Here is a 25,779-nt window from a genome sequence, read left to right on the forward strand (position 1 = left end):
GGTCCTCAGATCCCGTACGCGAAGCGGGGCGGGCGGCGCTCCAGGAAGGCGGCGACACCCTCCGCGGTGTCGCCGCTGCCGCGCGCCTGCTCCGCCCAGTGGGCGTCCCGGTCCGTGCGCCCGTCGGCGAACTCCTTGGCCGCCGCCTGGGTGAGCAGCGAACGGGAGGCGAGCACCCGGCAGAACTCCTCCACCCGCTTGTCCAGTCCGCCCACCGGGTGCAGCTCGTCCACGAGCCCCGTCCGCAGCGCCCGCTCCGCGTCGATCAACTCACCGGAGAACAGCAGGTACTTGGCGGCCGACGGGCCCACGAGGGCGGCGAGGCGGCGGGTCGACGAGGACGGGTAGACGATGCCGAGCTTCGCCGGGGTGACCCCGAAGCGGGCGCCCTCCTCGGCGAACCGCAGGTCGCAGGCGGCGGCGAGCTGGCTGCCGCCCCCGACGCAGAAGCCCCGGACGGCCGCCAGGGTCGGCTTGGGGAAGGCCGCGAGCGCCTCCTCGGCCCGTACCGCCAGGCTCTGCTGCTCGTCCCCGGGCTCCCGCAGCGCCGAGATGTCGGCCCCGGCGCAGAAGGTGTCGCCCTCGCCGGTGAGGACCAGGACCCGGACCTCCGGGTCGGCGGCGAGCCGCTCCAGGACGCCCGGCAGGGCGCGCCACATGCCGGCGCTCATCGCGTTGCGCTTGGCGGGGTTGGCTATGACGACGGTGGCGATCCCGTCCGTGACGCTGTCCTTCAGCTGCGGCTCCATGGGCCGGATGCTATCCGGCGGGCCCGAGCGTCGGGCTCTCCGGAGTCCTCAGAAAACGTGCGCGATCAGTCGAACAACTGACATCGGCATACTCACCCGATCAGAAGGCAGCCGATAAGTGTCGACTTCTGGTCAGTAGGTGGGTACGCCCCCGCGCATTGCCAAGACTCGATCCGTGGCGAGAATCGAGCACGAGGGTGGGAACCGGACGGTGGAGCCCCGCGAAGGCGGCCCCACCCGGCACCCGTCCTACGAAGGAGTCTGGCGCTTCACCGCTGCCGCGGTCGACGTCTCCGTCCCGCAGGCCCGGCACGCCGTGCGCGACCTGCTGGTCCGCCAGGGCGTCCCCCTCCACGACGAGATCATGGACGGCCTGCTGCTGATCGTCTCCGAGCTGGTCACCAACGCCGTGCGGCACGCGGCGCTGCTGTCCCCGGAGATAGCGGTCGAGGTGGCGATCGGCCCCGAGTGGATCCGGGTGTCCGTCGAGGACAACCACCCCTACCGTCCCAAGGCCCTGGAGGCCGACTGGGGGCAGACCGGCGGCCGGGGGCTGCTCCTGGTCCGCGAGATCGCCCAGGAGGCCGGCGGCACCTGCGACGTCGAGCACACCGCGAGCGGCGGCAAGATCATCTGGGCGGCCCTGCCCCTGGCCCCGATGGCACCGGGGCCGGGAGCGGTGTCGCACGAGCCGGTGGTCACCAGCCCCCGGACGGACCCGTCAGCTCCCTGACGGCCGGACGCGCCGCGTCGAGCACCGTCATGAACCAGGCGGAGAACGGCGCGGCGGCGTGCCGCTCGGCCAGCTCGGCGGGGGTCACGAAGGCGGTGTCCTCGATCTCCTCCGGGTCCGGGCGCGGCTCGGCCTGCACCAGGCCGACGAAGAGGTGGTTGAACTCCTGCTCCACCAGGCCCGAGGCCGGGTCCGGGTGGTTGTAGCGGACCGTGCCGGCCTCCGCGAGCAGCGAGGGCGAGACGCCCAGCTCCTCGAAGGTGCGCCGGGCCGCCGCCGCGAACGGCGCCTCGCCCGGGTAGGGGTGGCCGCAGCAGGTGTTCGACCAGACGCCGGGGGAGTGGTACTTGCCGAGCGCCCGCCGCTGGAGGAGCAGCCGGCCCGACTCGTCGAAGAGGAAGACGGAGAAGGCGCGGTGGAGCTGCCCCGGCGCCTGGTGGGCGGCGAGCTTCTCCGCCGTGCCGATGGTCCTTCCGTCCTCGTCGACCAGTTCGAGCATGATCGGGGCCGGGGCTCCGGACGGCTGGACACCGTTCGACGCGATCTCCGGCGAGATCTGAGCCGCGGTGGCTGGTGTGGTCGGCATACCCATCCTTCGCTTCGGTCCTCGGCCCGGTGGGGCCCCCTCAGTCTGCCGTACAAAAGCGGCTTGTCCGTACTTCGACGGCCGGACGCGCCCGCTCCCGCCGCGCCGGAGTGCGACCGGTGCGGCGGGAGCGGGAGGGGTCCGAGGGGGCACTACACCCCGAAAGGCGCGGGATAGCGCAGCGCACCCGAGGGGACGGGCACGGAGTCGTCCAGGACGAGCGCCCTCATCGCCTCGTCCGGAACCTCGAAACCTGGCCGGATTCCATACGCGGACGCCCGTTCGAACCCGAACCGGGGGTAGTACTCCGGATGCCCCAGGACGAGCACCAGGGTCTCGCCCCGCAGCCGGGCCGCGTCGAGGACCGCCCGGACGACGGCCTGCCCGGCCCCCGTCCGCTGGTGCTCGGGCGCGACCGCCACCGGGGCGAGCGCCGCCGCCGGGACGCCGTCCACGTGGCAGCGGGTGATCAGGGCGTGCGCCGCGACCGTGCCGTCCGGGGCCTCGGCCACGTACGACAGGCCCGGCAGCCAGGCGCCGGCGTCCGCCCGGAGCGCGTCGACCAGGTCGGCCTCCGCCGCCGAACCGAAGGCCGCCGCCTCGATCCGCCGGACCTCCGCCTCCTCGCCGGGCGCCTCAGGCCGGGTGCGCCAGCGCGGATCGGCGGGCCGCAGGACGAAACCGGCGTAGCCGTAGTCGGAGCCGTGCTCGCGCCGCAGCGCGATCTCGGCGCGCGCCCCGGCGACAGCCTCGGCCATGCCGGGCACGGAGGTGTCGGCCGCCTCGGCGCGGGCGGCCAGCGGACCGTAGTACTCGTCCCAGTCGCCCTCCGGCTGGATGAGGGTCCCCAGGACGTGGTAGCCGGCCGCGACGGCGGCCGCCCCGTTTTCGGTGACGGTGCGGAGCGGGTAGTGCTCCTCCCAGAAGGCGCGGGCCGCCGGGCCCGGCTCCCCGGTGGTCCACACGCACTCGGTGAGCACGAGCGTGCCGCCGGGCGCGAGGAGACGGCGCCACTCGGCGAGCGCCCGGTCGAAGCCGAGCACGAAGACGGAGCTCTCGGCCCAGACCAGGTCGAAGGAGCCGTCGGGGAAGGGCAGGGAGCCCATGTCGGCGCGGAGGGCGCGGACGGAACCGCCGTCGGGGTCCGTGCCGTCGAGTCCGCGCGCGGCGGCGGACTCCCGCAGCTCGGCGAGGAACGGCTCGTGGGTGTCGACGGCGGTCACCTCGGCGCCCGCCTCGGCGGCCAGGAGCAGCGCGGAGCGGCCCGGGCCGCAGCCCAGGTCGAGCACGCGCGGACGCTCGGGGAGCGGTCCCGCGAGCGCGAGGAGCCGACGGGTGGTGGTGTCGGAGCCCGGACCCTGGCGCGGCAGGCCGTGGTGCAGGGCGAAGAAGGAATCGTGCAGAGCGTTGTCGGACAACGTGGGAAACCTTTGGATGAGAGGGTCCCGGCCGACGACGTGACGTACCGGTGCGAGGACCGGGATCAGGTCAGCCGGAGACCCGGAGGCTGAGGGACGACCGGGCGCTGCCGCAGGCGGCAGCCTCCATCGCGACGGTCATCAACCTCAGCTCCTCTCACCACACGTGCGTACGAAAAGGCTAGCAGGCGCTCCGGCGCCCTACAGGCAGAGCCTAGCCTCGTGCTCCGCGTGGCCGACCGGCTCCAGCTGGAAGGTGCAGTGCTCCACGTCGAAGTGCGAGCCCAGGCAGCCCTGGAGCGCGTGCAGCATCTTCTCGTGCCCGACCGAGTCGAGCGCCCCCTGGTCGACGACCACGTGCGCCGAGAGGACCGGCATCCCCGAGGTGATCGTCCAGGCGTGCAGGTCGTGCACGTCCTCGACCCCCGGCAGGGCCAGTATGTGGGCCCGTACCTCCGCCATGTCGACGCCCTTGGGGGCCGCCTCCAGGAGCACGTCCAGGGTCTCGCGCAGCAGCTTGACCGTACGGGGGACGATCATCAGGCCGATCACCAGCGAGGCGATCGGGTCCGCGTACTGCCAGCCCGTGAGCAGGATGATCCCGGACGCGACGATCACCGTGACCGAGCCCAGGGCGTCCGCGAGCACCTCCAGATACGCCCCGCGCACGTTGAGGCTCTCCTTCTGGCCCCGCATGAGCAGCGTCAGCGAGATCACGTTCGCCACCAGGCCGACCGCCGCGAACGCGATGGCGAGGCCGCCCTTGGTCCCGGCCGGCTCCATGAACCGCTGGATCGCCTCGAACAGCACGTACCCGCCGACGCCGAGCAGCAGCAGACAGTTCGCGAGCGCCGCCAGGATCTCGGCCCGCGCGTAGCCGAAGGTGCGGTTGCCCGAGGGCGGCCGGTTGGCGAAGTGGATCGCCAGGAGCGCCATCGCGAGGCCGACCGCGTCGGTCGCCATGTGGGCCGCGTCCGCGATCAGCGCGAGCGAGTCCGCGACCACGCCGCCGACGATCTCGACCACCATCACGGAGAGCGTGATGCCGAGCGCGATCCGCAACCGGCTCCGGTACGCGGCCCCCGCGGTGCCCGTCGGCGGCGGGCCCCCGTGGCCGTGTCCGTGGCCGTGCCCGTGATCGTGTCCAGCCCCCATGAGATGGCCTCCCGGTCGTGTCGTCCGTGTGCCCCGGTGCGCAAGTCAACTACGGGTGGGGGGTATGCGCAACACGGTACTGAACACCGTTGTCATATGCTCTGACCTGCGGTGATGCATTCCGGACGGGGTGTGGCGAGAAGCGCTCGGGGACGGCCCGGGGGAGGGCGTACGACCGGGGTTTGTGGGACGGCCGGACGATCACCCATCATGATCCGCGACGGACCGAGCGCATCGGGGCGGACACGAGTGGGCCCGGGGGAGTCCGGCCCGCCAAGCCTCGGTGAACTCGTCCTTCTGTTCATCGGATAGCCTCAGCCGACGTGTCGCCGCCCGGTGCCGGGCCGCACCGCCGCGCCCGGGGCCGCCATGGGCCCCGCCGGCCCTCCGTCAGCTCCAAGGAGTGAGTTCGTCTGTCGACCGCCATCCTCACCGGCCCGCCGGCACCCGGATCCTCGCTCGACGGTGATCTGCGGTCGCTCGGCTTCGACGTCCGGATCGCCTCCGGCACCGAGGAGACCGGAGCCCTGCTGGCCGACGTCCCGGCGGGCGAGCGCGTCGCGCTCGTCGACCCCCGGTTCGTCGGCCATCTGCACGCGCTGCGCCTCGCCCTCACCGACCCCCGGTTCCCGGCCGCCGCGGTCCCCGGCGCGCTCACCGCGCAGGCCGAGGCCCGCCCCGCCCTGACCCGGGCCCTGGACGGCGCCTCCGCGACCGCCGGTACTCCCGTCGCCGACCTCCCCGGCGCCCTCGCCGACACCCTCGACGCCGACGGCGTCGCCGTGCACAGGCCCCAGCTCGGCACCCTCGTCGCCACCGTGCCCACCGACGCCGAGGCCCGCCACGCGGCGCGCGCCGCCGTCGAGGCCGTCGACGACGAGGCCGTACGCCTCCGCTCGGCCGTGAAGGCGCACGACGGCTTCTTCACCACCTTCTTCATCAGCCCGTACTCGCGCCACATCGCCCGCTGGTGCGCGCGCCGCGGACTGACCCCCAACCAGGTCACCACCGCCTCGCTGCTCACCGCCCTGGTCGCGGCCGGCTGCGCGGCGACCGGCGAGCGCGCCGGCTACGTCGCCGCCGGCGTCCTCCTCCTCGTCTCCTTCGTCCTGGACTGCACCGACGGGCAGCTCGCCCGCTACGCGCTGAAGTACTCGACGATGGGCGCCTGGCTCGACGCCACCTTCGACCGCGCCAAGGAGTACGCCTTCTACGCGGGCCTCGCCCTCGGCGCCGCCCGGAACGGCGACGACGTCTGGGCCCTCGCGCTCGGCGCCATGGTCCTGATGACCTGCCGCCACGTCGTCGACTTCTCCTTCAACGAGGCGAACGCCGAGAGCACCGGCGCCGCGGCCAAGACCAGCCTGGCCCTCTCCAGCAAGCTGGACGGCGTCGGCTGGACCGTCTGGGCCCGCCGCATGATCATCCTTCCGATCGGCGAGCGCTGGGCGATGATCGCCGTCCTCACCGCCGTCACCAGCCCCCGGATCGTCTTCTGGGCCCTGATCGCCGGCTGCGCCTTCGGCGCCTGCTACACCACCGCCGGCCGCGTCCTGCGCTCCCTGACCCGCAAGGGGAAGAGGAGCGACCGGGCCGCCCGGGCGCTCTTCGACCTCACCGACTCCGGCCCGCTGGCCCGGCTCGCCGCCCGGCTCTTCCGCCGCCCCGGCGACCGGAGCCTCGGGGTCGCCTTCGCCGCGATCGCGACGGCCGGCCTGCTGTCCGCCGTCCTCGCGTGGCCGTTCGGCGACCGGCAGATCGTGATCGCCGCCGTCGGCTACACGGTCTTCGCCGGGCTCGCCGTCGCCCAGCCCCTCAAGGGCGCCCTCGACTGGCTCGTACCGCCGCTCTTCCGCGCCGCCGAGTACACCACCGTCCTCGTCCTGGCCGCCCGCTCCGACTCCCCGGGGGCCCTCCCGGCGGCGTTCGGGCTGGTCGCGGCGGTCGCCTACCATCACTACGACACGGTGTACCGCATCCGCGGCGGCACCGGCGCGCCGCCCGCCTGGCTGGTGCGCGTCACCGGCGGACACGAGGGGCGCACCCTCCTGGTGACCGTCCTCGCCGCCCTCCTCGCGGGCCGCGGCGACGACTTCACCCTGGCACTGACCGTCCTCGCGGTCGCCGTCGCGCTGGTGGTGCTCGTGGAGTCCGTCCGCTTCTGGGTCTCCGCCGGAGCACCCGCCGTTCACGACGAAGGAGAAACAGCATGATCGGTCTCGTACTGGCAGCCGGTGCCGGACGGCGTCTGCGCCCCTACACCGACACCCTTCCGAAGGCCCTCGTGCCGGTCGACGGGGACACCACGATCCTCGACCTGACCCTGAAGAACTTCGCCGAGATCGGCCTCACCGAGGTCGCGATCGTCGTCGGCTACCGCAAGGAGGCCGTCTACGACCGCAAGGAGGCCCTGGAGGCGAAGTACGGGCTCACGATCACCCTCGTCGACAACGACAAGGCCGAGGAGTGGAACAACGCCTACTCCCTGTGGTGCGCCCGTGACGTCCTCAAGCGCGGTGTGATCCTCGCCAACGGCGACACCGTCCACCCCGTCTCCGTCGAGAAGACCCTGCTCGCCGCCCGCGGCGACGGTCAGAAGATCATCCTCGCCCTCGACACGGTGAAGAGCCTCGCCGACGAGGAGATGAAGGTCATCACCGCCGAGGGCAAGGGCGTCCAGCGCATCACCAAGCTCATGGACCCGGCCACCGCCACCGGCGAGTACATCGGCGTCACCCTGATCGAGGCCGAGGCCGCCGAGGAGCTGGCCGACGCCCTCAAGGCCACCTTCGAGCGCGACCCCGACCTCTACTACGAGGACGGCTACCAGGAGCTGGTCAACCGCGGCTTCACCGTCGACGTGGCCCCCATCGGCGACGTCAAGTGGGTCGAGATCGACAACCACGACGACCTCGCGAAGGGCCGTGAGATCGCGTGCCAGTACTGACCCGGCTGATCCCGTCGCCGGTCGTCGTCGACATCCGCGGAGGAGCGCTGGACGACCTGTCCGCGCTCCTCGCGGACCAGCGGATCTCCAGCAACGGCAAGATCGCGGTCGCCATCAGCGGGGGCTCCGGCCTCAAGCTGCGCGACCGGTTCGCCGCCGAGCTGCCCGGGGCCGACTGGTACCCGGTCGCCGGCGGCACCATCGACGAGGCCGTGAAGCTCGCCGACGCCATGCGCGGCAAGCGGTACGACGCGGTGGTGGCCCTCGGTGGCGGCAAGATCATCGACGTGACCAAGTACGCGGCGGCCCGGGTCGGGCTGCCGCTCGTGGCCATCGCCACCAACCTGTCCCACGACGGCATCTGCTCCCCGATCTCCACCCTGGACAACGACAACGGGCGCGGCTCCTACGGCGTCCCCACCCCGATCGCCCTGGTCGTCGACCTGGACGTGATCAGGGACGCCCCGGTCCGCTACGTCCGCTCCGGCATCGGCGACGCGATCTCCAACCTCTCCGCCATCGCGGACTGGGAGCTCTCGCACCGCGAGAACGGCGAGAAGGTCGACGGCCTCGCCGCCGCCATGGCCCGCAGCGCCGGAGAGGCCGTGCTCCGCCACCCCGGCGGCGTCGGCGACGACGACTTCCTCGTCACCCTCTCCGAGGGCCTGGTCATGTCCGGCATCGCCATGTCGATCAGCGGCGACAGCCGCCCCTCCTCGGGCGCCTGCCACGAGATCAGCCACGCCTTCGACCTGCTCTTCCCGGCCCGCGCGGCCAGCCACGGCGAGCAGTGCGGTCTCGGAGCGGCCTTCGCCATGCACCTGCGCGGCGCCCGCGAGGAGTCCGGCCTGATGGTCGAGACCCTGCGCCGGCACGGCCTGCCCGTCACGCCGCAGGAGATGGGCTTCACCGTGGACGAGTTCGTCCAGGCGGTCTCGTTCGCCCCGCAGACCCGACCGGGCCGCTTCACCATCCTCGAACACCTCGACCTGTCCGACGACGAGATCAGGGACGCGTACGCCGACTATGCACAAGCCATCGGTAGCTGAGCTCCGACCGGTCGTCCATCCCCCGGGCGTGAAGGACCGGCGGAGCGGCGAGCACTGGGGCGGCCGCCTGTACATGCGGGAGATCTCGCTGCGGATCACCCGGCAGCTGGCGAACACCCGGGTCACCCCCAACCAGCTGACCTACCTGATGACCGTCTTCGGCGTGCTCGCCGCCCCGGCGCTCCTCGTGCCGGGCATCCCGGGCGCCGTCCTCGGCGTGCTCATGGTCCAGCTCTACCTGCTGCTCGACTGCGTCGACGGCGAGCTGGCCCGCTGGAAGAAGCAGTTCTCGCTCGGCGGCGTCTACCTGGACCGGGTCGGCGCCTACCTGTGCGACGCGGCGGTCCTCGTCGGCTTCGGCCTGCGCGCCGCCGACCTGTGGGGCACCGGGCGGATCGACTGGCTGTGGGCCTTCCTGGGCACCCTCGCCGCCCTCGGCGCCATCCTCATCAAGGCCGAGACCGACCTCGTCGGCGTCGCCCGCCACCAGGGCGGCCTCCCGCCGGTCAAGGAGTCCGCCTCCGAGCCGCGCTCCTCCGGCATGGCGCTGGCCCGCCGGGCCGCCGCCGCGCTCAAGTTCCACCGGCTGATCCTCGGCATCGAGGCCTCCCTGCTCATCCTGGTCCTCGCGATCGCGGACCAGATCAGGGGCGACCTCTTCTTCTCCCGGCTCGGCGTCGCCGTCCTCGCCGGCATCGCCCTGCTCCAGACCCTGCTGCACCTGGTGTCGATCCTGGTCTCCAGCAGGCTGAAGTGAGGCCGGCCGTGAACACGCCGCTCAAGGTGGGCGCCGTCGTCATCACCATGGGCAACCGCCCCGACGACCTGCGCGCGCTGCTCGACTCGGTCGCCGCGCAGGAGGGCGACCCGGTCGAGGTCGTCGTCGTCGGCCAGGGCACCCCGGTCACCGGGGTGCCCGACGGGGTCCGCACCGTCGACCTGCCCGAGAACGTCGGCATCCCCGCCGGCCGGAACGTCGGCATCGAGGCCTTCGGCCCCGGCGGCACCGACGTCGACGTCCTGCTCTTCCTCGACGACGACGGCCTGCTCGCCCACACCGACACCGCCGAGCTGGTCCGCCAGGCCTTCACCGCGGACCCGCGCCTGGGCATCATCAGCTTCCGGATCGCCGACCCGGAGACCGGCGCCACCCAGCGCCGGCACGTGCCCCGGCTGCGCGCCTCCGACCCGATGCGCTCCTCGCGGGTGACCACCTTCCTCGGCGGCGCCAACGCCGTCCGCACCAAGGTCTTCGCGGAAGTCGGCGGCCTTCCGGACGAGTTCTTCTACGCACACGAGGAGACCGACCTCGCCTGGCGGGCGCTCGACGCCGACTGGATGATCGACTACCGTGCGGACATGGTGCTGCTGCACCCCACGACAGCACCCTCCCGGCACGCCTCCTACCACTTCAACGTGGCGCGCAACCGTGTGTGGCTGGCCCGTCGCAATCTGCCCGCGCCCCTGGTGCCGGCCTATCTCGGCGTCTGGCTGCTGCTCACTCTGGCCCGGCGGCCCTCGGTCCCCGCGCTGAAGGCGTGGTGCGGCGGATTCCGGGCCGGCTGGACCACCCCCTGCGGACCGCGCCGCCCCATGAGGTGGCGTACGGTGTGGCGGCTGACCCGGATGGGTCGCCCCCCGGTCGTCTGACATCGTGGTACCCGACGTGCCGCGCATCTTGAACACGAAAGTTTCGACTTGTGAGTGACACACACCAGGGCGGGGCGGTCGCGACGAGCGCGCCCCCGTCCGTCGACGAGGGCCTGGCCCCGGCCGACCTCGCCGCGAAGTACGGCCTCTCGGTCAGCGGCGCCCGGCCCGGGCTGTTCGAGTACGTCCGGGAGCTGTGGAGCCGCCGCCACTTCATCCTGGCCTTCTCCTCGGCCAAGCTGACCGCCCAGTACAGCCAGGCGAAGCTGGGCCAGGTGTGGCAGGTGGCGACCCCGCTCCTGAACGCCCTGGTCTACTACCTGATCTTCGGCCTGATCCTGGGCGCCGGCCGGGGCATGACCAAGGACGTCTACATCCCCTTCCTGGTCACCGGCATCTTCGTGTTCACCTTCACCCAGAGCTCGGTGATGGCCGGCGTCCGGGCGATCTCGGGCAATCTGGGCCTCGTCCGGGCCCTGCACTTCCCGCGCGCCTCGCTGCCCATCTCCTTCTCGCTCCAGCAGCTCCAGCAGCTGCTGTTCTCGATGATCGTCCTGGTGGCGATCGTCATGGCCTTCGGCAGCTACCCCTCGCTCAGCTGGCTGCTGCTGGTCCCGGCGCTGTTCCTGCAGTTCGTCTTCAACGTCGGCCTGGCGATGATCATGGCCAGGATGGGCGCCAAGACGCCCGACCTCGCACAGCTCATGCCGTTCGTCATGCGCACCTGGATGTACGCCTCCGGCGTGATGTTCTCGATCCCCGCGATGCTGGCCGACAAGCCCGCCTGGATCGCCGACGTCCTCATGTACAACCCGGCTGCGGTCTACATGGACCTGATCCGCTTCTCCCTCATCGAGGGCTACGGCGCGGAGAACCTGCCGGACCACGTCTGGATGACCGCCCTCGGCTGGGCCCTGGCCTTCGGCATCGGCGGCTTCGTCTACTTCTGGAAGGCCGAGGAGAGGTACGGCCGTGGCTGACACGAACCGGTCCAACGTTCCCACCGTCATCTGCGACGAGGTCCACATCGTCTACCGGGTCAACGCCAGCGGCGGCGGCAAGGGCAGCGCCACGGCGGCGCTCAGCCGCATCGTCGGCCGCGGCAAGGCCGAGGTCACCCGGGGCGTCCGCAAGGTCCACGCGGTCCGCGGCGTCACCTTCACCGCCTACCGGGGCGAGGCCATCGGCCTCATCGGCTCCAACGGCTCCGGCAAGTCCACGCTGCTGCGCGCCATCGCCGGCCTGCTCCCCACCGAGAGCGGCAAGGTCTACACCGACGGCCAGCCCTCGCTCCTCGGCGTCAACGCGGCCCTGATGAACGACCTCACCGGCGAGCGCAACGTGATCCTCGGCGGCCTCGCCATGGGCATGAGCCGCGAGGAGGTCCGCTCCCGCTACGAGGGCATCGTCGACTTCTCCGGCATCAACGAGAAGGGCGACTTCATCAGCCTGCCCATGCGCACGTACTCCTCCGGCATGGGCGCCCGGCTCCGCTTCGCCATCGCGGCCGCCAAGAACCACGACGTCCTCCTCATCGACGAGGCCCTCGCCACCGGCGACCGCAAGTTCCAGATCCGCTCCGAGGAGCGCATCCGCGAGCTGCGCAAGGAGGCCGGCACGGTCTTCCTGGTCAGCCACAGCAACAAGTCCATCCGGGACACCTGCGACCGGGTGCTCTGGCTGGAGAAGGGCCAGCTCCTCATGGACGGCCCCACGGACGAGGTCCTCAAGGCGTACGAGCGGGAGACCGCCCGCTGAGCCCCCTCTCGCCCGAGGCTCCCGCCCCCGTCGCAGCTCCTGCGCCGGGGGCGGCCCCGTCTCTACGCGCTGCGTGTTCGGGTGCGCGCGGAGCGTCACCTCCGCTGCTCGAAGGGCCTTCTCGCGCCCTTCCCGTGCGGCGGGGGAGTGTCGCTGCCGGGTCCGCCGTCGCCGGGACACGCGCTTCCCGCGCCTCCGTCGTACCCAATTCCCTTGATTTCCCGGCGTATTGACGGACTGCCCGGGCGAAATCCCTGGTGCGCGCCACCCCCGAATGGCGACGGTCGTCGTACAACGTAAGCTGGACCGGTCTGTTTCGCGGCAAGTAGGGCGATACCCCGCGGCCATCGGGCCCCGGGTGGCGGCCCTACGGGCAGGGGTCGGCGGCGTGTCCGAAATAGGATGGATTGGGTCAGCAGTGTAGAACGGGAGACGTGACGGCCATGACGCAGAATCTCCAGCTCCACGAGGGTGTCGCCGTCCCTCCGCCGGGCAGCGACCGGTGACGGACCCCCGGCAGGCGCACTCCGGCGCCACCTCGCGTGCCACCCTCGGCAAGGCTGCGGACGAGAACTTCCCCGTCGCCCCCTTCTTCCTGCCCCGCGCTTGGCGCGACGACCTCATGGCCGTCTACGGATACGCCCGGCTCGTGGACGACATCGGCGACGGCGACCTCGCCCCCGGCGGCGCCGACGCGCGGCACCTCGGCGTCCCCCCGGAGGCCGCCGACGACCGGCTCGCCCTCCTCGACGCCTTCGAGGCCGACCTCCGCCGCGTCTTCGACTCCACCCCGCGCCACCCCCTGCTGCGCGCCCTCCGGCCGACCGTCGAGCGGTGCGGGCTCGCCCCCGGGCCCTTCCTCGGCCTGATCGCCGCCAACCGCCAGGACCAGCTGGTCGGCCGGTACGAGACGTACGACGACCTCCTCGCGTACTGCGAGCTCTCCGCCAACCCCGTCGGCCGCCTCGTCCTCGGGATCACCGGCACCGCCACCCCCGAGCGGATCCGGCTCTCCGACGGCATCTGCACCGCCCTCCAGATCGTCGAGCACCTCCAGGACGTCGCCGAGGACCTCGCCCGCGACCGGATCTACCTGCCCGCCGAGGACCTCAAGCGGTTCCACGTCACCGAGGACGACCTCGCCCGGCCCACCGCCGGAGCCTCCGTCCGCGCCCTGATCGCCTTCGAGGCCGAGCGGGCCCGCGCCCTGCTCCACGCGGGCACCCCCCTCGTCGGCAGCGTCCACGGCCGCCTCCGCCTCCTCCTCGCCGGATTCACCGCCGGGGGACTCGCGGCCCTCGACGCGATCGCCGACGCCGGATTCGACGTACTGACCGGCCCCCCGGGGCCCACCAAGCCGAACCTGATGCGCCGGGCGGGAGAGGTCCTGCTCCGGGCGCGGAGAGAGGGGTGACCGTGACCGTGGAGGGACCGCACCAGCCGTCCGCACCGGTACAGGCCGCCTACAGCTACTGCGAGGCGGTCACCGGGCAGCAGGCCCGCAACTTCGCCTACGGCATCCGGCTGCTGCCGGCCGAGAAGCGCCAGGCGATGTCCGCCCTGTACGCCTTCTCGCGGCGCGTCGACGACATCGGCGACGGCACGCTCGCGCCCGGCGAGAAGAAGGAGCGACTGGAGGCCACCCGGGACCTGCTCGACCGGATCCGCTCCGGCAAGATCGACGAGGACGACACCGACCCGGTCGCCGTCGCCCTCGCCGACTCCGCCCGCCGCTTCCCGATCCCGCTCGACGGCCTCGACGAACTCATCGACGGCGTCCTCATGGACGTCCACGGCGCCGTCTACGAGACCTGGGACGACCTCAAGGTCTACTGCCGCTGCGTCGCCGGCGCCATCGGCCGCCTCTCCCTCGGCGTCTTCGGCACCCAGCCGGGCGCCCACGGCGCCGACCGCGCCCCCGAGTACGCCGACACCCTGGGGCTCGCGCTCCAACTCACCAACATCCTCAGGGACGTGCGCGAGGACGCGGAGAACGGGCGCACCTACCTGCCCGCCGACGACCTCGCCAAGTTCGGCTGCGGGGACGGCTTCGCCGGCCCGCTGCCCGAGGGCTCCGACTTCGCCGGGCTCGTCCACTTCGAAGTGCGGCGCGCCCGCGCCCTGTTCGCCGAGGGCTACCGGCTCCTCCCCATGCTCGACCGGCGCAGCGGCGCCTGCGTCGCCGCCATGGCCGGCATCTACCGGCGCCTGCTCGACCGGATCGAGCGCGACCCGGAGGCGGTCCTGCGCGGCCGCGTCTCGCTGCCGGGCCACGAGAAGGCGTACGTCGCGGTGCGCGGCCTCTCCGGCCTCGACACCCGCCACATCGCCCGGCGCGACGTCAGGAGGCGCCCCCGATGAGCCCGCACGCGCCCGCCGCGCCCCCGGCTGCCCCCGGCGCCGTTCCCACCCGCGCGGCGAACCGGCGGCCCGACGCCGTCCCCCGTACGGCCGCCTCCCGGGCGACCACCGCCCGTAAGAGCGCCGTCCGCGCCGCAACCCCCGGCGCCGTCCCTCGTACGACCGCCGCCCGCGCGGCCGTCCCCCGTACGGCCGCCACCGCGGCAACCCCCGGTGCCGCCCCGGCGTCCCTGATCACGGTCGTCGCGCACGGCCCGACCCCGTCGGCCCCGTCCGCGGCGGGACCGACCACGACGAACCGATCGGAGGCCGCGTGACCCGCGACGCAATCGGGCAGGACGCCCGGCAGGCCCACGCCGTCGTCGTCGGCGGCGGGCTCGCCGGGACCACCGCCGCGCTCCAGCTCGCCGACGCGGGCGTCCGCGTCACCCTCCTCGAAGGCCGCCCCCGGCTCGGCGGCCTCGCCTTCTCCTTCCGCCGCGGCGAGCTGACCGTCGACAACGGCCAGCACGTCTACCTGCGCTGCTGCACCGCCTACCGCTGGTTCCTCGACCGGATCGACGGCGCCCGCCTCGCCCCCGTGCAGGACCGCCTCGACGTGCCCGTCCTCGACGTCGGCCACCGCCGCGGTCCCCGGCTCGGCCGGATCCGCCGCGACGACCTGCCCGTCCCGTTCCACCTCGCCCGCAGCCTGGCGACCTATCCGCACCTCAGCGCCGTCGAGCGCCTGAGCGTCGGCCGCGCCGCGCTCGCCCTGAGCCGGCTCGACCCCGCCGACCCGGCCCTCGACGGCATCGACTTCGCCACCTGGCTCGGCCGCCACGGACAGTCCCCGCGCGCCGTCGAGGCCCTGTGGGACCTCGTCGGCGTCGCCACCCTCAACGCCACCGCCCCGCACGCCTCCATGGCCCTGGCCGCCATGGTCTTCAAGACCGGGCTCCTCTCCGAGCCCGGCGCCGCCGACATCGGCTGGGCCCGCGTCCCGCTCGGCGAACTCCACGACACCCTGGCCGGCAAGGCCCTCGCCGCCGCCGGGGTGCGCACCGAACTGCGCGCCAAGGCCGAGCGGATCTCCCGCACCGGCGACGGACGCTGGGCCGTGGAGGTGCCCGGCGAGACCATCGAGGCCGACGCCGTCGTCCTCGCCGTACCGCAGCACGAGACCCACGCCCTGCTGCCCGAGGGCGCCCTCGACGACCCCGACCGGCTCCTCGACATCGGCACCGCCCCCATCCTCAACCTGCACGTCGTCTACGACCGCAAGGTGTTGAGGCAGCCCTTCTTCACCGCCCTCGGCTCCCCGGTGCAGTGGGTCTTCGACCGCACCGACGCCTCCGGGCTCAAGGGCGGCGGCCAGTACCTCGCCGTCTCCCAGTCCGCCGCCCAGGACGACATCGACGCGCCCGTCGCCGTCCTGCGCGAGCGCTACCTCCCGGAGCTGGAGCGGCTGCTGCCCGCCGCCCGTGGCGCCGGGGTGCGCGACTTCTTCGTCACCAGGGAGCGGACGGCGACGTTCGACCCCGCCCCGGGCACCGGCCGGCTCCGCCCCGGCGCCCGCACCCGGGCACCGGGCCTCCACCTGGCCGGAGCCTGGACCGCCACCGGCTGGCCCGCGACCATGGAGGGGGCCGTCCGCAGTGGTTTCAGCGCCGCGGGCGCGGCGCTCTCCGCCCTCGGCCGCCGCCATGACCATCCGCTGCAGGAGGCGGTATGAGTGTGAGTACCGGAACAAGAGGAGAGACCGTGCCGACAGCGCCGCCGGGACACCCGGCCGTCGACACCGCGGACGTGTCCGCACTGCTGGAGCGGGGACGGACCCTGTCCACCCCCGTACTGCGGGCGGCCGTCGACCGCCTCGCGCCGCCCATGGACACCGTGGCCGCCTACCACTTCGGCTGGATCGACGCGCAGGGCAACCCCGCCGACGGCGACGGCGGCAAGGCCGTCCGCCCCGCGCTCGCCCTGCTGTCGGCCGAGGCCGCGGGCGCCGCGCCCGAGGTCGGCGTCCCCGGCGCCGTCGCCGTGGAGCTCGTCCACAACTTCTCGCTGCTCCACGACGACCTGATGGACGGCGACGAGCAGCGCCGCCACCGCGACACCGTGTGGAAGGTCCACGGCCCCGCGCAGGCCATCCTCGTCGGCGACGCCCTCTTCGCCCTCGCCAACGAACTGCTCCTCGAACTCGGCACCGTCGAGGCCGGGCGGGCCACCCGCCGGCTCACCACGGCCACCCGCAAGCTCATCGACGGGCAGGCCCAGGACATCTCCTACGAGCACCGCGAGCGGGTCACCGTCGAGGAGTGCCTGGAGATGGAGGGCAACAAGACCGGCGCCCTCCTCGCCTGCGCCGTCTCCATCGGCGCCGTCCTCGGCGGGGCCGACGACCGGACCGCCGACAAGCTGGAGGAGTACGGCTACCACCTCGGCCTCGCCTTCCAGGCCGTGGACGACCTGCTCGGCATCTGGGGCGACCCGGAGTCCACCGGCAAGCAGACCTGGAGCGACCTGCGCCAGCGCAAGAAGTCCCTCCCCGTCGTCGCCGCCCTCGCCGCCGGCGGACCGGCCTCCGAGCGGCTCGGCGAACTGCTCGCCGCGGACGCCAAGTCCAGCGACTTCGACTCCTTCTCCGAGGAGGAGTTCGCCTTCCGGGCCGCCCTCATCGAGGAGGCCGGGGGCCGGGAGTGGACCTCCCAGGAGGCCCGCCGCCAGCACGCCGTCGCGATCGGGGCCCTGGACGAGGTGGACATGCCCGCCCGCGTACGGGCCCAGCTCACCGCCCTGGCCGACTTCGTGGTGGTACGGAAGAGGTGAGCGCCATCACCCTGATATGAGTTCGCGGTCGCCGGCCGGTGCCACCCGGCGCCGGCCGACGGCAGACCCGCAGGAGCAGAAGGAAACAGACTGCACGAAGGGTAAGCCATGACAGCGACGACCGACGGAAGCGCCGGGGCCGTGAGCCCCCGGACGGCCGTGGACGGCGAGACGACCGACACCGCTCTCCCGGAGAGGGCCGCCCCCGCCCCGGGAAGACTCGACGAGACCGCCGCGCGGGCCGCGGCACGGGCCGCCGAGCACCTCCTCGCCCGCCAGGATCCGGCGGGCTGGTGGAAGGGCGACCTGGAGACCAACGTCACCATGGACGCCGAGGACCTGCTCCTCCGCCAGTTCCTGGGCATCCTCGACCCCGACACCGCCCGGGCCGCGGCCCTCCACGTCCGCCGCGAGCAGCGCGAGGACGGCACCTGGTCCACCTTCTACGGCGGACCCGGCGAACTCTCCACCACCGTCGAGGCCTACGTGGCCCTCCGGCTCGCCGGAGACCCGCCCGACGCCCCGCACATGGCCCGCGCCTCCGCGTGGGTCCGCGCCCACGGCGGCATCGCGGACACCCGGGTCTTCACCCGCATCTGGCTCGCCCTCTTCGGCTGGTGGCGCTGGGAGGACCTGCCCGAGCTGCCCCCGGAGATGCTCTTCCTGCCCAAGTGGTTCCCGCTCAACATCTACGACTTCGGCTGCTGGGCCCGCCAGACGATCGTGCCGCTCACCGTGGTCTCCGCCAAGCGCCCGGTCCGCCCCGCACCCTTCCCCCTGGACGAGCTGCACACCGACCCGGCCCGTCCGAACCCGCCCCGCCCGCTCGCCCCGGCGACCGGCTGGGACGGGATCTTCCAGCGGATCGACAAGGCCCTGCACCTCTACCACCGCGTGGCGCCCCGCCCGGTGCGCGAGGTGGCCGTGAACCTCGCCGCCCAGTGGATCGTCGAACGCCAGGAGAACGACGGCTGCTGGGGCGGCATCCAGCCCCCCGCCGTCTACTCGATCATCGCCCTCCACCTCCTCGGCTACGACCTCGGGCACCCCGTCATGCGGGCCGGCCTGGAGTCCCTCGACCGCTTCGCCCTCTGGCGCGAGGACGGCTCCCGGATGATCGAGGCCTGCCAGTCCCCGGTCTGGGACACCTGCCTCGCCACCATCGCCCTCGCCGACGCCGGCCTCCCGCCCGACCACCCGGCCCTGGTGAAGGCCGTCGACTGGATGCTGGACGAGGAGATCACCCGCACCGGGGACTGGGCGGTGCGCCGGCCCGGACTCCCGCCGGGCGGCTGGGCGTTCGAGTTCCACAACGACAACTACCCCGACACCGACGACACCGCCGAGGTCCTGCTCGCGCTGCGCCGGGTCCGGCACCCCGACCCCGCCCGGGTCGAGGCCGCCGCCGCCCGGGGCACGCGCTGGACGCTCGGCATGCAGTCCCGCGACGGCGCCTGGGGCGCCTTCGACGCCGACAACACCAGCGTCCTCCCCAACAAGCTGCCCTTCTGCGACTTCGGCGAGGTGGTGGACCCGCCCTCCGCCGACGTCACCGCGCACGTGGTGGAGATGCTGGCCCACGAGGGCCTGGCCGGGGACCCGCGCACCCTGCGGGGGATCGACTGGCTGCTCGCCGCCCAGGAACCGGACGGCGGCTGGTTCGGCCGCTGGGGCGTCAACCTGGTGTACGGGACGGGCTCGGTGCTCCCCGCCCTCGCCGCCGCCGGAATCCCCGCCTCCCACCCGGCGGTCCGCCGGGCCGTCGCCTGGCTCGGCTCCGTGCAGAACGAGGACGGCGGCTGGGGCGAGGACCTCCGCTCGTACCAGGACGAGCAGTGGGTCGGGCGGGGCGCCTCCACCGCCTCCCAGACCGCGTGGGCGCTGATCGCCCTGCTCGCCGCCGGTGAACGGGAGTCCGAGCCGGTCCGGCGGGGCGTCGCCTGGCTGACCGCGACCCAGCTCCCGGACGGTTCGTGGGACGAGCCGTACTTCACCGGCACGGGCTTCCCCTGGGACTTCTCGATCAACTACCACCTCTACCGCCAGGTCTTCCCCCTCACGGCGCTCGGCCGCTACGCGCACGGGGAGCCGTCGCTCCGCAAGGAGGGGTGATGGGCCGCGCGCCCGCCCCCGGCGCCGCCACCCCGCCGCTCCTGATCGCCTGCGCGCTCGGCATCGAACAGCTCGCCCTGCGCAGCGGCGACCGGAGCGGCGCCCCCGGCCCGGTCACCGTGCTGCGGACGGGCATGGGCCCCGAACGGGCCAGGGCGGCGGTCTCCCGGGCGCTGGGGGAGCGGCACCGGTGGGACGCGGCCGTGATCGCCTCCGGGTTCTGCGCGGGGCTCGCCCCGGGCATGCACCCGGGGGACCTGGTGGTCGCCGACGAGACCCGCGGACCCGACGGCACGACCGCGTGCACCGGCCCGGAGCTCCTGGTGAAGGCCCTGGTCAGGGCGGTGCCGGGGCGGTCCGTGCACGTCGGCCCGCTGTCCGGCTCCGACCACGTGGTGCGGGGCCCGGAGCGGGCCGCGCTGCGGGGCACCGGCGCGATCGCCGTCGACATGGAGTCCGCCGCGACCCTGCGTACCGCACGGGCCGCCGGAGCCTTCGGGGAGGGGCCGGGCGCGCGTCCGGTTGCGGCCGTCCGGGTGGTCGTGGACGCTCCGGAGCACGAGCTGGTCCGTATTGGCACGGTACGCGGGGGAATATCGGCGTTTCGCGTCCTTCGTGCCGTCCTTCCCGCTTTCTACGAATGGCACCGTTCTTTGCTGCTCCCCAGGAGGTGAGCGTTATGGCCATGCCGCTCCGTCAGTCCATCCGGGTCGGGACCTACCTCTTCGAACAGAAGCTCCGCAAGCGCGACAAGTTCCCGCTGATCGTCGAGCTCGAACCGCTCTTCGCCTGCAACCTCAAGTGCGAGGGCTGCGGGAAGATCCAGCACCCGGCGGGTGTCCTCAAGCAGCGCATGCCGGTCGCCCAGGCGGTCGGCGCGGTCCTGGAGTCCGGCGCCCCCATGGTGTCCATCGCGGGCGGCGAGCCCCTGATGCACCCCCAGATCCACGAGATCGTGCGCCAGCTGGTGGCCCGGCGGAAGTACGTCTTCCTCTGCACCAACGCGATGCTGCTCCGCAAGAAGCTGGAGGACTTCACCCCCTCCCCGTACTTCGCCTTCGCCGTGCACATCGACGGGCTGCGCGAGCGGCACGACGAGTCGGTGGCCAAGGAGGGCGTGTTCGACGAGGCGGTGGCGGCGATCAAGGAGGCCAAGCGGCGCGGCTTCCGGGTCACCACCAACTCGACCTTCTTCAACACCGACACCCCGCAGACCGTCATCGAGGTGCTCAACTACCTCAACGACGACCTCCAGGTCGACGAGATGATGATCTCGCCCGCCTACGCCTACGAGAAGGCCCCCGACCAGGAGCACTTCCTCGGCGTCGAGCAGACCCGGGAGCTCTTCAAGAAGGCCTTCGCCGGAGGCAACCGGCGCCGCTGGCGCCTGAACCACTCGCCGCTCTTCCTGGACTTCCTGGAGGGCAAGGCCGACTTCCCCTGCACCGCCTGGGCCATCCCGAACTACTCCCTCTTCGGCTGGCAGCGGCCCTGCTATCTGATGAGCGACGGCTACGTCCCCACGTACCGCGAGCTCGTGGAGGAGACCGACTGGGAGAAGTACGGCCGCGGCAAGGACCCGCGCTGCGCCAACTGCATGGCGCACTGCGGCTACGAGCCCACCGCCGTCCTCGCCACCATGGGCTCCCTCAAGGAGTCCCTGCGCGCGGTCCGGGAGACCGCCTCCGGGAACAGCAGGTGAGCGGGGTGAGCGGCGCGTGACCGGCGGCGGGTTCGACCTGCGGGCGCTGCTCGCCGAGCGCGGCGGCGAGCGGTACGAGCTGCACTCCCGGTACCTCAACCCCCAGCTGCCGCGCGTGCTCCGCACCATCGGCTTCGACAAGGTGTACGAGCGGGCCGAGGGCGCCCACTTCTGGGACGCCGACGGGAACGACCACCTGGACATGCTCGCCGGGTTCGGCGTGATGGGCCTCGGACGGCACCACCCCGTCGTCCGCAAGGCCCTCCACGACGTCCTGGACGCCGACCTCGCCGACCTCACCCGCTTCGACTGCCCGCCGCTGCCCGGCCTCCTCGCCGAGCGGCTGCTCGCCCACAGCCCCCACCTGGACCGGGTCTTCTTCGGCAACAGCGGCACCGAGGCCGTCGAGACCGCCCTCAAGTTCGCCCGGTACGCCACCGGGCGGCCCAGGATCGTCTACTGCGACCACGCCTTCCACGGGCTCACCACCGGCTCCCTCTCCGTCAACGGAGAGCGGGGCTTCCGGGACGGCTTCGCCCCGCTCCTTCCGGACACCGCGATCGCCCTCGGCGACCTCGACGCCCTGGAACGGGAGCTGCGGAAGGGGGACGTGGCCGGCTTCGTCGTGGAGCCGATCCAGGGCAAGGGCGTCCACGAGGCCCCGCCCGGCTTCCTGCGCGGGGCCCAGGAGCTGCTGCGCCGGCACGGCGCCCTGCTGATCGCGGACGAGGTGCAGACCGGCCTCGGCAGGACCGGCGACTTCTACGCGTACCAGCACGAGGAGGGCGTCGAACCGGACCTGGTCTGCGTCGCCAAGGCGCTCTCCGGCGGCTACGTGCCGGTCGGCGCCACCCTCGGCAAGGACTGGATCTTCAAGAAGGTCTACTCGTCCATGGACCGGGTCCTGGTCCACTCCGCGAGCTTCGGGTCGAACGCGCAGGCCATGGCCGCCGGGCTCGCCGTCCTCTCCGTGATGGAGGAGGAGGGCACGGTCGCCCGCGCCCGCCGGATCGGCGACCTGCTCTCCGGCCGCCTCAAGGAGCTGGTGCCCCGGTACGAGCTGCTGCACGAGATCCGCGGGCGCGGTCTGATGATCGGCATCGAGTTCGGCCGGCCGTCCTCGCTCGGACTGCGCGGCCGCTGGACGATGCTCCAGGCGGCCCGCAAGGGCCTCTTCGCCCAGATGGTCGTCGTGCCGCTGCTCCAGCGGCACAGGATCCTCACCCAGGTCTCCGGGGACCACCTGGAGGTGATCAAGCTGATCCCGCCGCTCGTCGTGGACGAGGCGGACGTGGACCGGTTCGTCACCGCCTTCACGGCGGTCATGGACGAGGCCCACGGCGGGGGCGGTCTGATGTGGGACTTCGGGAAGACCCTGGTCAGGCAGGCGGTCGCGCAGCGCTGACCGGAAACGACCCTCCGGATTTTGCCTCTGGGGCAAGAAACTTGCCTCAGAGGCACGATCCTGGCGGAATGGACGCATGGACCACGTCCCCGGGGAGGCCTCCCCGGACCCCGCCGCCTCCGGCGCCCTGCCCGACGTCGCCCCGCAGCTGCGGGCCCTGCGCCGCCGCCGGGGGCTCACCCTGGAGGCCGCCGCCCAGCGGGCCGGCCTCTCGCCCGCCCACCTCTCGCGCCTGGAGACGGGGAACCGGCAGCCCTCGCTGCCGATGCTGCTCGCCCTGTCCCGCATCTACGGTACGACGGTCTCCGAGCTCCTGGGGGAGGCGCCCCCCGAGCGCGACCCCGTCGTCCGGGCCGGCCGCTCCGAGCCCGTCGAGGCGGACGGCTGGATCTACCGCCAGGCGGGCGGTGCCGGGCGCGCCCTCCAGTGCCTGCGGGTCCACGTGCCGTACGCCACCCGGGCCGACATCGTGCGCGTCCACCCCGGGGAGGAGTGGATCCACGTCCTGGAGGGCCGGGTGCGGCTCGCACTCGGCGAGGTGGTCCACGTCCTCGACCCCGGGGACAGCGCGCACTTCGACTCGCTCACCCCGCACCGGATCGGCGCCGCCACGCAGGGCGGGGCCGAGCTGCTCTTCGTCCACACCCTGATGCAGAGCCCCGCCGCCGAGCTGTGCCTCGGCGACGGGACCCCGCACCGGCGCTGACCGCCGTAACGATTCTTCTGTGACGCTTCTTCAGGAAAGGGCCGACATGTCCGAGAAGTCCGCACCCGTCACCGGCGAGGAGCGCGGGGAAGGCAAGTTCCCCAAGGGGCTGGTGCTCCGCCTCTTCGCCTACCTGATCGCCGGGCACCTCTTCGCCGGCTTCCTCTACCTGCTCTTCGCGATGGGCGCGAAGTAGGGCCCGGACGAACGGGCCCTACGCCTCGGTGACCAGGCGCTCCCGCAGCCGCTCGCGGGTCTCCGGGGACAGTGCCAGGCCCGTGGCGAAGTAGGTGTCCACCGAGCCCCAGGTCGTCTCGATCGTCTCGAAGGCGGCCCGCAGGTACTCCGCCCGCGCGTCGAAGAGCGGGCTCAGCAGCTCCATCACCTCGGGCCCCATGGCGTCCGGGGCGGTGGAGCTGCGGCGCACCTTGTAGCGCCGGTGCGGCTCGTTCGACTTCACGTAGTCGGCCTCGATCGCCGACCGCTCGACCCCGACGGCGAGCAGGGTGATCGCGACGGCGAGCCCGGCCCGGTCCTTGCCCGCCGCGCAGTGCATCAGGGCCGGGACGCTCTCCTCCGCCATGGAGTGCAGGATCCGGCTGTGCTCGGCGGTCCGCTCGACCACCATCCGCCGGTACGAATCGGACATCCGGGCCGCAGCCCTGCCGTCGCCGAGGACCTCCCGCAGCTGGACGGTGTCGCCGTCGCGCACCAGCTTCCAGAACTCCTTGCCGTCGGCCGGGTCGTTGAGGGGTATGTTCACGTTCCGCACGCCGGGCAGCTCGACGTCCGGGCCCTCGATCCGCCGGTCGGCCTCGTTGCGGAAGTCGAAGACGGTGTGCAGCCCGAGGCCGGCGAGGAAGGCGGCGTCGCCCTCGGTCGCATGGGCGAGGTGGCCGCTGCGGAAGAGGCGGCCGGGACGGACCGCGCGCCCGTCCGTCGTCGGCAGACCGCCCACGTCCCGGAAGTTGCGGACCTCCGTCAGTTCGGGCTCGGCGGCGTCGATGGGCGGGACCTGCTGCTGCGTCACGGATGCTCCTGGAAGTGTCGTCGTACGGATGCCGAGGCGAAATCGGTTCCAGGGGCAATCATCCGGACCGGAGGGGTGCGGCGCACCCCCTCGGACAGGAATGGGTGATCTGTCCGAATTAAGTCATTGCGTATAACGCGCCCTGATTGCAGGCGAGATGGGATTCGGCGCGTGAGCAGCGTCATAGAAGTGACGGATCGTGGCCGGGCTTCCGGCGCGAATCCCTTGCCGGAAAGGGGAGTCGGGGAGCGTCGTCCACGGAGGGTGACCGGAATTCCGGGGGAACGATCTAGGGCGGAATCCCGGGACAAAACAGCGGCTTGTTCGCGCCGACCCCGCTCGTCTAGCGTCACGCTCAATCCGGACGGACCGCCGAATCCTGCCACCGTCCGGAATTCCACCCATCCCATGCGTGGCAGGAGCGGGGGACCCAAGGAAGTACGCCGGTCCCGCGACGCAGGACGGCTAGGGGTGAAGTCGCGCGAGAGCGCGGCCGGACATCTCCAGTCCGAACCCGACAGCTCACCTCGCAGGCGCCGGAGAGGATTCGCCATGCCCGCGAAGGGTAAGCACCGCCGTCCCAAGAACAACCCCCTCACCCGCGGATTCGCCGCCGCCGGTACGGGAGGCGCCGTCGTCGCCCTTCCGCTCCTCGGCGCCACCGGGGCCCACGCCGCCGAGCAGACCGCCCCGGCCTCCGCCTCCGTCCAGTCCGTCGTCGCCGCGCAGCCCGTCGCGGCGAAGGCCGCCGCCCCGGCGAAGGCCGCCCCCGCGAAGGCCGCGGAGAACGGCCCCCGGACGTACTCCGTCGTCCCCGGCGACTACCTGTCGAAGATCGCCGCCGACCACCGCCTCTCGGGCGGCTGGCAGCGGATCTACGAGGACAACCGCCGGACCATCGGCGCCGACCCCTCCCTCATCCTGCCCGGCATGAAGCTCACCATCGGCGCCCAGGGCTCCGTCCCCACCGGCCCGAAGAGCACCACCGCCGCCGGGAAGAACGGCGACGACGCCCCCCGCGCCTCCCGCGAGAGCCGCCGCGCCGCCGCCCCGGCCGCCACCGCCCCGAAGGCCGCGGAGAAGAGCTCCACCGGCTCCTCCTCCACCGGCTCCACCGCCTCCTCCTCCGGCTGGGTCGCCCCCGTCACCGGCGGCTTCTCCACCCCGTACCGCGCCTCCGGCTCCATGTGGTCCTCCGGCTACCACACCGGCGTCGACTTCATCGCCTCCTCCGGCACCACCGTCCGCGCCGTCGGCGCCGGCACGGTCGTCTCCGCCGGCTGGAGCGGCTCGTACGGCAACGAGGTCGTCATCCAGCACGCGGACGGCAACTACTCGCAGTACGCCCACCTCTCCTCCCTCTCGGTCTCGGCCGGGCAGAGCGTCGGCGGCGGGCAGCAGATCGGCCTCTCCGGCTCCACCGGCAACTCCACCGGCCCGCACCTGCACTTCGAGATCCGCACCACGCCGAGCTACGGCTCGGACGTCGACCCGCTGGCCTACCTGCGCCAGCACGGCGTCTCCGTCTGACCCTCCGGCGCGCACCCCTTTTCCGGCGGCCCGGCACATACGTGCCGGGCCGCCGGCCTGTTCCGACTTGGGCGAAT

The 25,779-nt window shown here is 72.9% G+C and carries 25 protein-coding genes and 1 riboswitch; of the genes, 20 read left to right on the top strand and 5 right to left on the bottom strand.

All coding sequences use genetic code 11. The features are described 5' to 3' along the window. Positions 1-5 precede the first annotated feature (5 nt). Positions 6-749: an enoyl-CoA hydratase/isomerase family protein gene (locus CP977_RS28825; RefSeq protein ID WP_152371047.1), complete on the bottom strand. Its 744-nt coding sequence runs from the start codon at positions 747-749 to the stop codon at positions 6-8. A gap of 184 nt (positions 750-933) precedes the next feature. On the opposite strand from CP977_RS28825, the gene CP977_RS28830 reads away from it, so the two are divergent. Further along, positions 934-1,482, top strand: coding sequence for an ATP-binding protein (locus tag CP977_RS28830; protein WP_372460661.1), 549 nt, complete (start codon positions 934-936; stop codon positions 1,480-1,482). On the opposite strand, the gene idi is transcribed toward CP977_RS28830, so the two are convergent. The 3 genes from idi to CP977_RS28845 form a co-directional block, all read right to left on the bottom strand. Continuing rightward, positions 1,448-2,068 carry an isopentenyl-diphosphate Delta-isomerase gene (idi, locus tag CP977_RS28835; RefSeq protein WP_062751239.1) on the bottom strand — a complete coding sequence of 207 codons (621 nt, stop codon included), beginning with the start codon at positions 2,066-2,068 and terminating at the stop codon, positions 1,448-1,450. The genes CP977_RS28830 and idi overlap by 35 nt on opposite strands. Before the next feature lie 152 nt (positions 2,069-2,220). Further along, positions 2,221-3,486 carry a bifunctional class I SAM-dependent methyltransferase/N-acetyltransferase gene (locus CP977_RS28840; protein WP_152371048.1) on the bottom strand — a complete coding sequence of 422 codons (1,266 nt, stop codon included), beginning with the start codon at positions 3,484-3,486 and terminating at the stop codon, positions 2,221-2,223. 201 nt (positions 3,487-3,687) lie between these two features. Next, entirely contained in the window at positions 3,688-4,641 is a 954-nt protein-coding gene (locus tag CP977_RS28845) for a cation diffusion facilitator family transporter (RefSeq protein ID WP_062751235.1), read from the bottom strand. A gap of 413 nt (positions 4,642-5,054) precedes the next feature. Here CP977_RS28845 and CP977_RS28850 point away from each other — a divergent pair, with 413 nt between their 5' ends. The 18 genes from CP977_RS28850 to CP977_RS34235 all read left to right on the top strand — a co-directional run bounded on the left by CP977_RS28850 (position 5,055) and on the right by CP977_RS34235 (position 23,338). After that, a complete protein-coding gene (locus CP977_RS28850) occupies positions 5,055-6,854 on the top strand; it encodes a DUF5941 domain-containing protein (RefSeq protein WP_062751232.1) in 1,800 nt (599 codons plus the stop codon). Further along, positions 6,851-7,588 (top strand): phosphocholine cytidylyltransferase family protein, encoded by a 738-nt coding sequence (locus CP977_RS28855; protein WP_062751229.1) that lies wholly within the window; start codon positions 6,851-6,853, stop codon positions 7,586-7,588. The genes CP977_RS28850 and CP977_RS28855 overlap by 4 nt, the downstream gene beginning before the upstream one ends. After that, positions 7,576-8,637 carry an iron-containing alcohol dehydrogenase family protein gene (locus CP977_RS28860; RefSeq protein ID WP_062751227.1) on the top strand — a complete coding sequence of 354 codons (1,062 nt, stop codon included), beginning with the start codon at positions 7,576-7,578 and terminating at the stop codon, positions 8,635-8,637. The genes CP977_RS28855 and CP977_RS28860 overlap by 13 nt, the downstream gene beginning before the upstream one ends. Then, positions 8,615-9,394, top strand: a complete 780-nt coding sequence (locus CP977_RS28865; protein ID WP_079130948.1) for a CDP-alcohol phosphatidyltransferase family protein — start codon at positions 8,615-8,617, stop codon at positions 9,392-9,394. The genes CP977_RS28860 and CP977_RS28865 overlap by 23 nt, the downstream gene beginning before the upstream one ends. Before the next feature lie 47 nt (positions 9,395-9,441). Then, positions 9,442-10,287 (top strand): glycosyltransferase family 2 protein, encoded by an 846-nt coding sequence (locus tag CP977_RS28870; protein WP_208421281.1) that lies wholly within the window; start codon positions 9,442-9,444, stop codon positions 10,285-10,287. A gap of 50 nt (positions 10,288-10,337) precedes the next feature. Next, on the top strand, positions 10,338-11,267 hold the full coding sequence (locus CP977_RS28875; protein ID WP_062751220.1) for an ABC transporter permease: 930 nt from the start codon (positions 10,338-10,340) through the stop codon (positions 11,265-11,267). Continuing rightward, entirely contained in the window at positions 11,260-12,045 is a 786-nt protein-coding gene (locus CP977_RS28880) for an ABC transporter ATP-binding protein (RefSeq protein ID WP_152371049.1), read from the top strand. The genes CP977_RS28875 and CP977_RS28880 overlap by 8 nt, the downstream gene beginning before the upstream one ends. Before the next feature lie 502 nt (positions 12,046-12,547). Further along, positions 12,548-13,459: a squalene synthase HpnC gene (hpnC, locus tag CP977_RS28885; RefSeq protein ID WP_152371050.1), complete on the top strand. Its 912-nt coding sequence runs from the start codon at positions 12,548-12,550 to the stop codon at positions 13,457-13,459. Next, positions 13,456-14,406, top strand: coding sequence for a presqualene diphosphate synthase HpnD (hpnD, locus tag CP977_RS28890; protein ID WP_062751216.1), 951 nt, complete (start codon positions 13,456-13,458; stop codon positions 14,404-14,406). Before hpnC ends, hpnD begins: the two co-directional genes overlap by 4 nt. After that, positions 14,403-14,723: a hypothetical protein gene (locus CP977_RS28895; RefSeq protein ID WP_152371051.1), complete on the top strand. Its 321-nt coding sequence runs from the start codon at positions 14,403-14,405 to the stop codon at positions 14,721-14,723. Before hpnD ends, CP977_RS28895 begins: the two co-directional genes overlap by 4 nt. An 11-nt stretch (positions 14,724-14,734) precedes the next feature. Further along, positions 14,735-16,120 (top strand): hydroxysqualene dehydroxylase HpnE, encoded by a 1,386-nt coding sequence (gene hpnE / locus CP977_RS28900; RefSeq protein ID WP_104860652.1) that lies wholly within the window; start codon positions 14,735-14,737, stop codon positions 16,118-16,120. Then, positions 16,117-17,217, top strand: coding sequence for a polyprenyl synthetase family protein (locus tag CP977_RS28905; RefSeq protein WP_104860352.1), 1,101 nt, complete (start codon positions 16,117-16,119; stop codon positions 17,215-17,217). Before hpnE ends, CP977_RS28905 begins: the two co-directional genes overlap by 4 nt. Positions 17,218-17,325: 108 nt before the next feature. Then, on the top strand, positions 17,326-19,329 hold the full coding sequence (shc, locus tag CP977_RS28910) for a squalene--hopene cyclase (protein ID WP_062751212.1): 2,004 nt from the start codon (positions 17,326-17,328) through the stop codon (positions 19,327-19,329). After that, entirely contained in the window at positions 19,329-20,003 is a 675-nt protein-coding gene (locus CP977_RS28915) for a phosphorylase family protein (protein WP_062751210.1), read from the top strand. The genes shc and CP977_RS28915 overlap by 1 nt, the downstream gene beginning before the upstream one ends. A 5-nt stretch (positions 20,004-20,008) precedes the next feature. Then, positions 20,009-21,031 (top strand): adenosyl-hopene transferase HpnH, encoded by a 1,023-nt coding sequence (hpnH, locus tag CP977_RS28920; protein WP_062751208.1) that lies wholly within the window; start codon positions 20,009-20,011, stop codon positions 21,029-21,031. 16 nt (positions 21,032-21,047) lie between these two features. After that, on the top strand, positions 21,048-22,436 hold the full coding sequence (locus tag CP977_RS28925) for an aspartate aminotransferase family protein (protein WP_152371052.1): 1,389 nt from the start codon (positions 21,048-21,050) through the stop codon (positions 22,434-22,436). A 76-nt stretch (positions 22,437-22,512) separates the two neighbouring features. Further along, positions 22,513-23,142, top strand: a complete 630-nt coding sequence (locus tag CP977_RS28930; RefSeq protein ID WP_109184435.1) for a helix-turn-helix domain-containing protein — start codon at positions 22,513-22,515, stop codon at positions 23,140-23,142. A 46-nt stretch (positions 23,143-23,188) separates the two neighbouring features. Continuing rightward, entirely contained in the window at positions 23,189-23,338 is a 150-nt protein-coding gene (locus tag CP977_RS34235; protein ID WP_163013793.1) for a DUF6126 family protein, read from the top strand. Positions 23,339-23,356: 18 nt separating this feature from the next. Here the strand turns inward: CP977_RS34235 and CP977_RS28935 are convergent, their stop codons facing one another. Next, positions 23,357-24,172 (bottom strand): tyrosine-protein phosphatase, encoded by an 816-nt coding sequence (locus tag CP977_RS28935; protein ID WP_079130947.1) that lies wholly within the window; start codon positions 24,170-24,172, stop codon positions 23,357-23,359. Between the two features lie 388 nt (positions 24,173-24,560). Next, positions 24,561-24,721: riboswitch (cyclic di-AMP (ydaO/yuaA leader) on the top strand. 3 nt (positions 24,722-24,724) lie between these two features. Here CP977_RS28935 and CP977_RS28940 point away from each other — a divergent pair. Beyond that, on the top strand, positions 24,725-25,702 hold the full coding sequence (locus CP977_RS28940; protein WP_152371053.1) for a M23 family metallopeptidase: 978 nt from the start codon (positions 24,725-24,727) through the stop codon (positions 25,700-25,702). Positions 25,703-25,779: the final 77 nt, after the last annotated feature.

The organism is Streptomyces cinereoruber (assembly GCF_009299385.1).
Lineage (GTDB): Bacteria > Actinomycetota > Actinomycetes > Streptomycetales > Streptomycetaceae > Streptomyces > Streptomyces bikiniensis.